The following is a 9382-nucleotide window of genomic DNA, read 5'->3' as shown; positions in this document are numbered from 1 at the left end:
CTGTGCAAGCGGGCGCGCGCCGGGTGCTGTTCCGGGAGCAGGTCAGGGACGCCGGATGTGCCGGCGGTTCAGCTGCTCGTCCTGCTTGTCGAGGCGGGTGTCGTACGTCGCCAGCGGGGCCGCCTTCGCGGGGTCGGCGGCGACGGCGGCCGGGGTGACGCCCGCCCACCGCAGGATGGTCGCGGTGGCCGCCGCGCTCTCCTCGGCCACCAGGCCCGCCACGTTCGAGCCGTGGTTGCCGCCGGGCTGGGTGTAGACGTACGAGTCGCGGGAGCCCCTGCCGGGAGCGAACCGCTCGGCGCCCCACGGGTCGTTCTGCCCGTAGACGTACATCATCCGGGTGGCGTGGTGGGTGACCCAGGAGTCCACGTCCCGCATGACGCCCTTCTGGAAGGTCATCGGGATGGAGCGCGGCACGAAGTTGCGCGGCGGCTGGTAGCCGTACCGGCTCAGCCTGCCGAGCCACGGCTGCGCGATGTCGGGCGAACCGAGCTGGGTACCGGCCTGGTAGTAGTACGGCGTGTACGTCTCCAGGCCCTGGTCGGCGTAGGCGGAGAAGCCCGAGATGGCGTCGACCGAGTCCCAGATCTCCTGGTCGGTGGCGGTCTTGGCGTCGGCCGGCAGGGTCGCGCAGTCGGCGACCTTGCTGTACTGCCAGAACGCCCAGACGTAGTCCATGACGACGGCCTCGTACGCCTTGTCGAGGGTGCCCACCGTGGTGAAGGTGTAGCCGTTCTCCGCCGCGTACGCCGCGTACTTCTCCTCCAGCGGAGCACGCCGGATCAGGGCTTCGCGCTGGACGGCGCTCAGCTTGCCGCGGCACTCCTCCGTGCCGACCGTGGTGAAGAAGCGGTCGTACGCGGAGTCCTCGTCGTTCACCACGTCGTTCGGTGCGACGTAGGCGACGACGCCGTCCATGTCCTTCGGGTAGTAGCGCTCGTAGTAGGTCGCGGTCATGCCGCCCTTGGAGCCGCCGGTGGCCAGCCAGTTCTGGCTGTAGATCTTCTTCAGCGCGGTGTACACCCGGTGCTGGTCACTGGCCGCCTGCCAGATGTCGAGCTTGGACCAGTCGGCCGGCTGGGGGCGCGAGGGCGTGAAGAACCGGTACTCCAGGGAGACCTGGTTGCCGTCCACGATGCGGGTCGGCTCGCTGCGGCTCGCCGAGGTGGAGACGTTGTAGCCGCTGGTGAAGAAGACCGTGGGCCGCGAGGTGTCCTTGTGCAGCAGGGTGATCCGCTGCTGGAACGTGCCCTTGGACGGGTGGCGGTGGTCGATCGGCTGCGTGTAGTTGAGGACGAAGTAGCGGTAGCCGGTGACCGCCTTCTCCTCGATCAGGCTCATGCCCGGTATGGCGAGGATGCGGTCCCTGATGTCCACGCTGTCCGCGGTCCCGGTCGCGGCCGTCCCCACCTGCCCCGCGGCCGGCTGCGCGGCGGTGGCCGCTCCGGCCGAGGCCCCTGTCGCACCGACCGTGCCGATCAGCAACGCGAGCGACAGAACACCTCTGAGCGTCTTACGCATACACACTCCCCTGGGTTCACGACGTTGGCCGTGAACCTAGCGGGAGCAACACGCACCACGCCAGACCCAGTTGCCCCGGCGCGGCGTGGCACGCCGGGGCGCCGCGCCGGGGTGCGGTGCGAGCCGGGGCCGCCCGGGCGCCGGGTCTCCGCTCAGACGGCGGCGGGCTCGTCCTCGCCTATGAAGGTGCGCCACAGCCGGGCGTACCGGCCCTGGAGGGTGAGGAGTTCGTCGTGCGTACCGTCCTCCACCACCCGGCCGTGCTCCATCACCACGACCCGGTCCGCGCGCGCCGCCGTGGTCAGCCGGTGGGCGACCACCAGCGTGGTGCGGCGGCCGGTGAGCCGGTCGGTGGCCTGGTTGACCAGGGCCTCACTGGCCAGGTCCAGGGAGGCGGTGGCCTCGTCGAGCAGCAGCACGTCGGGGTCGACCAGCTCGGCGCGGGCCAGCGCGACGAGCTGGCGCTGCCCGGCGGAGAGGTTACGGCCCCGCTCCGCGACCTCGTGCAGATAGCCGCCGTCCAGCGTCGCGATCATGTCGTGCGCGCCGACCGCCCGGGCCGCCGCCTCCACCCGTGCGTCGGAGGCGTCCGGGATGCCGTACGCGATGGCGTCGCGGACCGTGCCGGGGAAGAGGTACGACTCCTGCGGGACGACCCCGAGGTGGTGCCGGTACTCCGTCATGTCGAGCTGCCGCAGGTCGGTGCCGTCCGCGGTGACCCGGCCGGACGTCGGGTCGTAGAACCGGGCGACCAGCTTCACCAGCGTGGACTTGCCCGCACCCGTCTCACCGACGAACGCCACGGTCTGCCCGGCCGGAATGCGCAGGTCGATGCCGGTGAGGGCCTCCTCCTCGCCCCCGTACGCGAAGGACACGTCCTCGAACGCGATGTCGCCCCGCAGCCCGGTCAGCTCCACCGGCTCGTCGGGATCGGCGGTGGAGGTGGGCTCCCGCAGCAGCTCCTGGATACGGCCGAGCGAGACGGTCGCCTGCTGATAGCCGTCGAAGACCTGGGAGAGCTGCTGCACGGGGGCGAAGAACAGGTCGATGTAGAGCAGGTAGGCGACGAGCGCGCCGACCATCAGCGTCCCGTCGTCGACCCGGCCCGCTCCGACGATCAGCACGGCGGCCGAGGCGACGGAGGAGAGCAGCTGGACGAACGGGAAGTACACGGAGATCAGCCACTGGCCGCGTACCCGCGCCTGCCGGTAGCTGGTGCTGCGCTCCGCGAACCGCGCCGCACCGTCCCGCTCGCGGTTGAACGCCTGCACGATCCGCAGCCCGGAGACGGACTCCTGGAGGTCGGCGTTGACCGCGCCGATGCGCTCGCGGGCCAGCTGGTAAGCGGCCACGCTCTTGCGGCGGAACACGACGGTCCCGGCGATCAGGAACGGCAGGGTGGCGAAGACGACGAGGGCCATCTGCACGTCCAGGACCAGCAGGACCGCCATGATCCCGAAGAAGGTGACGGCCGAGACGAAGGCGGTGACCAGACCGGTCTGCAGGAACGAGGACAGGGCGTCCACGTCCGTCGTCATCCTGGTCATGATCCGGCCGGTCAGCTCACGCTCGTAGTAGTCGAGACCGAGCCGCTGGAGCTGCGAGAAGATCTTGAGCCGCAGCGAGTAGAGCACCCGCTCACCGGTACGGCCGGTCTTGCGGGTCTCCCCGATCTGCGCCGCCCACTGCACGACGACGGCGGCCAGCGCGAGGAGCGAGGCCGTCCAGATGGCGCCGGTGGACATCTGCGTGACGCCCGAGTCGATGCCGTGCCGGATCAGCACCGGCAGCAGCAGCCCCATCCCGGCGTCCACGGCCACCAGCGCGAGGCTGACGAGCAGCACCGCCCCGAAGCCGCGCAGCAGCCTGCGCAGGCCGTACGAGTCCTCCGGGCGGACGGCCCGGTCCTCGTCGATGTCCGGGACGTCGGTCGCGGGCGGCAGCGCCTCCACCTGGGCGAGCAGCTCCGGTGTGGCGGGCATCCCTGCGGTGGCCCGGTCGCGCTCCTGCTCCTTGCGGATCCAGAGGGCCGGGGTGATGCCGCGTTCGGCGTCGAACTCCGCCTCCATCTCCTCCTGGAGCGTGCGGTCGTCCTCCAGGGGCGGGACGCGCGGCGGCCGGTGACCGGGCGAGGTGCCGCCCAGCTCGTCGGGGTCGGTGAGCAGTCGGCGGTAGAGCGCGGAGCGCCGCTCCAGCTCCTCGTGGGTGCCGACGTCGGAGAGCCGCCCGTCGTCCAGGACGGCGATGCGGTCGGCGAGGCCGAGGGTGGAGCGGCGGTGGGCGATGAGCAGGGTGGTGCGGCCCGCCATCACCTGCCGCAGGGTCTCGTGGATCTCGTGCTCCACGCGGGCGTCGACGGCCGAGGTGGCGTCGTCCAGGACGAGCAGCCGGGGGTCGGTGAGGATCGCGCGGGCCAGGGCGACGCGCTGGCGCTGCCCGCCGGAGAGGGTGAGACCGTGCTCACCGACCTTGGTGTCGTAGCCGTTCGGCAGCTCCGCGATGAACCGGTCGGCCTGCGCGGCGCGGGCGGCGGCCTCGATCTGCTCCTGGGAGGCGTCGGGGCGGCCGTAGGCGATGTTGGCGCCGACGCTCTCGGAGAAGAGGAAGCTGTCCTCGGGGACGAGCCCGATGGCGGCGCGCAGGGAGTCGAGGGTCAGCTCGCGGACGTCGTGGCCGCCGACGAGGACGGCACCGTGCGTCACGTCGTAGAAGCGTGGCAGCAGCAGGGAGACGGTGGACTTGCCGCTGCCGGAGGCACCGACCAGGGCGACGGTCTCACCGGGGGCGATGGAGAGGGAGAAGCCCTTGAGGACGGGCCGGTAGTGGCTCTCCTCGGCGGCCTCGGTCACCTCGTCGCCCGACGCGAACGCGCCGAGCCCGGGGTCCGCGGCGGGGGCGCCCGGGGGCGTGCCGTAGCCGAAGCTCACGTCGTCGAACTCGACTCCGGCCGGGGCGTCGGCCGGCAGCTCCTCGGTGCCGTCGGCGAACGTCGGCTCGGTGTCGATCAGCTCCAGCACCCGGTCCACACCGGCGCGGGCCTGCTGGCCCACGGTGAGGACCACGGCGAGCATCCGGACCGGGCCGACGAGCTGGGCGAGGTACGAGGAGAACGCGACGAACGTGCCGAGGGTGATCTCGCCCCGGGTCGCCAGCCAGCCGCCGAGCGCCAGCATCGCGACCTGTCCGAGCGCGGGCACGGCTTGGAGGGCGGGGGTGTAGCGGGCGTTCAGCCGGATGGTGCGCATCCGGCCCGCGAACAGCCGGCGGCCGACCTCGCGGAGCTTCCCGGTCTCCTGCTCCTCCTGGCCGAACCCCTTGACGACCCGGACGCCGGAGACGGCCCCGTCGACCACTCCGGCGACGGCGGCGGCCTGGCTCTGGGCGTACCAGGTGGCGGGGAAGAGGCGGGCCCGGGAGCGGCGGGCGATGAACCAGATGGCGGGGGCGACGGCGACGGCGACCAGCGTCAGCAGGGGCGAGAGCCACGCCATGATCACCAGGGAGACGAGGAAGAGCAGGATGTTCCCGATGGTCATCGGGAGCATGAAGAGCAGGCTCTGGATGAGCTGGAGGTCGCTGGTGGCGCGGCCGACGACCTGGCCGGTGGAGAGCTCGTCCTGCCGTCTGCCGTCGAGCCGGGTGATCGTCGCGTACATCTCGGTACGGAGATCGTGCTGCACGTCGAGCGCGAGCCGTCCACCGTAGTAGCGGCGGACGAAGGCGGTGGCGTAGATGACGACCGCCGCCCCTATCAGCAGGGCGGTCCAGACGGCGAGCGAGCGGGTGTGCGCGGTGACGACGTCGTCGATGATCACCTTGGTGATCAGCGGCACCAGGGCCATCACGGCCATCCCCGCGAGGGAGGCGCCGAGCGCCAGGACCACGTCTCGGCGGTAGCGCCACGCGTATCCGGTCAGGCGGCGGGCCCAGCCCTGGGGGGCGGGGGTCCCGTGGCCGGGGGACTTCTGGACGGCGGTGAGCTCCTGGCCGGTGGTCTCCCGGCCGGTGGCTTCCTGGTCCGAGGTCTCCCGGCCGGTGGCTTCCTGGTCCGAGGTCTCCTGGCCGGTGGCTTCCTGGTCCGAGGTCTCCCGGCCGGTGGCTTCCTGGTCCGAGGTCTCCCGGCCGGTGGCTTCCTGGTCCGGGGTCTCCCGGCCGGTGGTCTCCCGGCCGGTGGTCTCGGGTTGTCCGGTGACCCCGGGTTGTCCGGTGTCCTGTTCTCCGGAGGACCGTTCGCCTCTGCCCCGTTGTTCCGCGCCCGCCACCGATGCCTCCTGATCGCCCTGCTGCCGCCTGCGAACGCACTGTCGCGTGACGCCACTCCCGCTGATCTTCCGCAACGCACCAACGCCCTGGTCTGCGGATTTCATCCCGCTGCAACAAATGCCGGTCAATGGTCCTGCGGTAAATCACCCGATCGACTGAAGTCGACCACCGAACCCCCTACGCACGTTCGACCCCGACTACGGTGGGTAACCAAGACGGCGACGGGCTCTGCCGAAGGGGCGGAGCCGGGAAGTCAGGGATGCCGGAGTCTCGGCGCCTTCGGGTCTCCCGAAGGGCTGGGGACTCCGACCGGAGGGACGGGGGACGTTCCATGACCGACGGCATGACGAAGACGGACGCGTACCGCAGCGGCTGCGTGTACGCGGTGCTCGAAGTGCTGCAACGCCTGAGCCCGGGCGGCGGAGCGCGGCTCGGCGAGGACGGGCACCGCGTCAGGACCGCCGAGAAGCCTCTGGGCCGTCTCCGGGAGGCGCTGGCCCTCGCCGGGAAGTACTACATGGACGCGCGGCGCAAGCATCCGGTCGAATCGGTCGACACGGTGTTCGGGATGCTGCCGGACGCGATGCCGGTGGCGAGGGAATTCCCCGGAAGTCTCGACGCGAAGGGGCAGGCGGAATTCCTGCGGGGGCGCGAGGACCAGATAGCCCTCATCGAGAAGAAGGCCGGTGTGCGCTGAGCCCAGCACACACCGGCCTTCCTCCCGGCGCATCGCTCCTCCGGTGCGTCCGCAGACGCGGCTACAGATGCGTCGGGGCGAACATCTTGAGCAGCGCCGGGAGTACGACCACGGAGGGGCCGGGCGTGGCGAACGCCTTCGCCAGGTCGGCGGCGAGGGCGTCCGGTGAGGTCCGGACGGCCGGGACGCCGAAGGACTCGGCGAGGGCCACGAAGTCCGGGCGGGCCAGCTCGGTGGCGGTGGCCTCGCCGAAGGCACCCGTCATGTACTCGCGCAGGATGCCGTAGCCGCCGTCGTCGACGATCAGCCAGGTGACCGGGAGGTCGTACTGGCGGGCGGTGGCGAGCTCTGCGATGGAGTACATCGAGCCGCCGTCGCCGGAGACGGCGAGCACCGGCCGGCTCGGATCGGCGGCAGCCGCTCCGAGCGCCGCCGGGAGGGCGTAGCCGAGACCGCCGGCGCCCTGGGCGGAATGCATGGTGTTGGGGTGGCGGGCGTCGAAGGCGGACCAGGCCCAGTAGGCCAGGATCGTCATGTCCCAGAAGCTGGGTGCGGTGTCCGGGAGCGCCTCACGGACGGAGGCGAGGACGCGCTGCTCCAGGGTGAGGTCCTGGGCGTCGATGCGGTCCCGGACCTGCTCCAGCAGGGTCCGGACGCGCGTCGGGGCGGTGGGGTCCTCGCGGGTCTCGACCGCTTCCAGGAGGTCGGCGAGGGCCTCGCGGGCGTCGGAGTGGATGCCGAGGGCCGGGTGGTTGGACTCCAGCTTCCCTGCGTCCGCCTCGATCTGGATGACCCGGCCCCGAGGGCTGAAGGTGTGGTAGTTCGAGGAGAGTTCGCCGAGCCCGGAGCCGATGACGAGGAGGACGTCGGCGGATTCCAGGAAGTCGGTGGTGTGCCGGTCCTCCAGCCAGGACTGGAGCGAGAGGGGGTGCTCCCAGGGGAAGGCGCCCTTGCCGCCGAAGGTGGTGACGACCGGGGCGTCCAGCTTCTCGGCCAGGGCGAGCAGCTTGCCGCTCGCGTCGGAGCGGACCACACCGCCGCCCGCGATGATCGCGGGGCGTTCGGCGCGGGAGAGCAGCCGGGCGGCGGCGAGGGTCAGCTCGGGGCGCGGGTAGAGCTCGCGCGGGGTGGCGTCCATCGCGGAGACCGGCGGCAGCGCGGTCTCGGCGAGCAGCACGTCCTGCGGAATCTCGATCCACACCGGCCCGTGGGGGGCGGTGAGGGCGGATTCCCAGGCGGCGGCGATGGCGGAGGGGATCTGTGAGGCGGTCCGCACGGTGTGGACGGACTTCACCACGTCGCGGAAGGAGGCCTTCTGGTCGCGCAGTTCGTGCAGGTAGCCGTGCCGCCCGCCACCGAGGCCGGCGGTCGGGATCTGGCTGGAGATCGCGAGCACCGGAGCGGAAGCCGCCGCCGCCTCCTGGAGGGCGGCGAGCGAGGTCAGCGCGCCGGGGCCGGTGGAGAGAAGCAGCGGGGCGACCTCTCCGGTGATGCGACCGTAGGCGTCGGCCGCGAAGCCCGCGTTGTTCTCGACACGGAGTCCGACGTACGAGAGGGAGGAGCGGCGCAGAGCGTCGAACATGCCGAGCGCGTGCTGGCCGGGCAGGCCGAAGACGGTGGTCGCGCCGAGGCCCTGGAGGGACTCGACGACGAGGTCACCGCCGTTGCGGCCGGGCGGCGGGTTGAGTGCGGCTTCGGCCTGGGCGGCGGTGAGGCGGGGCCGGTCGTCGTGGTCGTGGCTCACTTCGTGCGCGCCTCGGCGATCTGGCGGGACATGATCGTCGTGAGCTCGTAGGCGGTGTGCGAGGCGGCGACGGCGGTGATCTCCGCGTGGTCGTACGCGGGGGCCACCTCGACCAGGTCGGCGGAGACGAGGTGGCAGGAGGAGAGGCCACGCACGATTTCGAGGAGCTCGCGGGAGGTGAGGCCACCGGCCTCGGGGGTGCCGGTGCCGGGCGCGTGGGCCGGGTCGAGCACGTCGATGTCGATGGAGATGTAGAGCGGCCGGTCGCCGATGCGCTGACGGAGCTGGTCGGTGATCTCGTCGACACCGCGCCGCATCACGTCGGCGGAGGTGACGATGCCGAAGCCCAGCTTGGCGTCGTCGGTGAGGTCCTGCTTGCCGTAGAGCGGGCCGCGGGTACCGACGTGGGAGAGGGCGGAGGTGTCGAGGATTCCCTCTTCGACGGCTCGGCGGAACGGCGTGCCGTGGGTGTACTCGGCGCCGAAGTAGGTGTCCCAGGTGTCCAGGTGGGCGTCGAAGTGGAGAAGGGCGACCGGGCCGTGCTTCTTGGCGACGGAACGCAGCAGCGGCAGGGCGATGGTGTGGTCGCCGCCGAGGGTCATCAGCCGGGCGCCGGTGGAGAGCAGGTCGTCGGCCGCGGCCTCGATCGTCTCGACGGCCTCGTTGATGTTGAACGGGTTGGCCGCGATGTCACCGGCGTCGGCGACCTGCGCGAGCGCGAACGGCGAGGCGTCCTGGGCCGGGTTGTAGGGGCGCAGGAGGCGCGAGGCCTCGCGGATCGCGTTGCCGCCGAAGCGGGCGCCGGGACGGTAGGAGACGCCGGTGTCGAAGGGCACGCCGACGACGGCGACGTCGGTGGTACCGACCTCGTCGAGCCGGGGCAGCCGGGCGAACGTCGCGGGACCGGCGTACCGGGGCACACGGGAGGAGTCGATGGGGCCGCGGGGCGTTTCGCTGCTGCTCATGGAGGGCCTTCTTTCGGGTCGTTCGGGGTGTCGCGGGGTGGGGGCACGGATGGGGGCCGTGCCGCGGGGTCTCGGGAGACGTCCGCATGAGGCGGGTGGGGCGGTCGTGAGGTGAAGCGATCGTGCGGACGGGGCGGTCGTGCGGGTGAAGCGGTCGTGCGGGTGGGGTGGTGGCCGCCACCGGTGGGACTG

Annotated in this window: 5 protein-coding genes; 1 reads left to right on the top strand and 4 read right to left on the bottom strand. The window is 71.9% G+C overall.

All coding sequences use genetic code 11. The annotated features are described in order from the left end of the window. Positions 1 to 42: 42 nt before the first annotated feature. Both ACFWEP_RS09030 and ACFWEP_RS09025 read right to left on the bottom strand, forming a co-directional pair. Positions 43 to 1521 (bottom strand): S28 family serine protease, encoded by a 1479-nt coding sequence (locus ACFWEP_RS09030; protein WP_387367889.1) that lies wholly within the window; start codon positions 1519 to 1521, stop codon positions 43 to 45. 152 nt (positions 1522 to 1673) lie between these two features. After that, complete coding sequence (locus ACFWEP_RS09025) at positions 1674 to 5438, bottom strand: ABC transporter ATP-binding protein (RefSeq protein ID WP_387367895.1); 3765 nt, start codon at positions 5436 to 5438, stop codon at positions 1674 to 1676. A 677-nt stretch (positions 5439 to 6115) separates the two neighbouring features. On the opposite strand from ACFWEP_RS09025, the gene ACFWEP_RS09020 reads away from it, so the two are divergent. Further along, positions 6116 to 6481, top strand: a complete 366-nt coding sequence (locus ACFWEP_RS09020) for a hypothetical protein (RefSeq protein WP_387367886.1) — start codon at positions 6116 to 6118, stop codon at positions 6479 to 6481. Between the two features lie 61 nt (positions 6482 to 6542). On the opposite strand, the gene ACFWEP_RS09015 is transcribed toward ACFWEP_RS09020, so the two are convergent. Both ACFWEP_RS09015 and speB read right to left on the bottom strand, forming a co-directional pair. Further along, entirely contained in the window at positions 6543 to 8225 is a 1683-nt protein-coding gene (locus tag ACFWEP_RS09015; protein ID WP_387367883.1) for a thiamine pyrophosphate-binding protein, read from the bottom strand. Then, the gene (speB, locus tag ACFWEP_RS09010) at positions 8222 to 9190 is read right to left on the bottom strand and encodes an agmatinase (protein WP_328721570.1); all 969 of its coding nucleotides are present in this window, start codon (positions 9188 to 9190) and stop codon (positions 8222 to 8224) included. The genes ACFWEP_RS09015 and speB overlap by 4 nt, the downstream gene beginning before the upstream one ends. Between the last annotated feature and the right edge of the window lie 192 nt (positions 9191 to 9382).

Source organism: Streptomyces sp. NPDC060198 (genome assembly GCF_042728415.1).
GTDB lineage: Bacteria > Actinomycetota > Actinomycetes > Streptomycetales > Streptomycetaceae > Streptomyces.
This window is presented reverse-complemented; position numbering and strand designations above follow the sequence as displayed.

What these genes read in the sequence shown, in the direction of transcription:
- speB (WP_328721570.1), bottom strand. Translation starts at nt 9,190, where the DNA reads ATGAGCAGCAGCGAAACGCCCCGCGGCCCCATCGACTCCTCCCGTGTG.
- ACFWEP_RS09020 (WP_387367886.1), top strand. Translation starts at nt 6,116, where the DNA reads ATGACCGACGGCATGACGAAGACGGACGCGTACCGCAGCGGCTGCGTG.
- ACFWEP_RS09030 (WP_387367889.1), bottom strand. Translation starts at nt 1,521, where the DNA reads ATGCGTAAGACGCTCAGAGGTGTTCTGTCGCTCGCGTTGCTGATCGGC.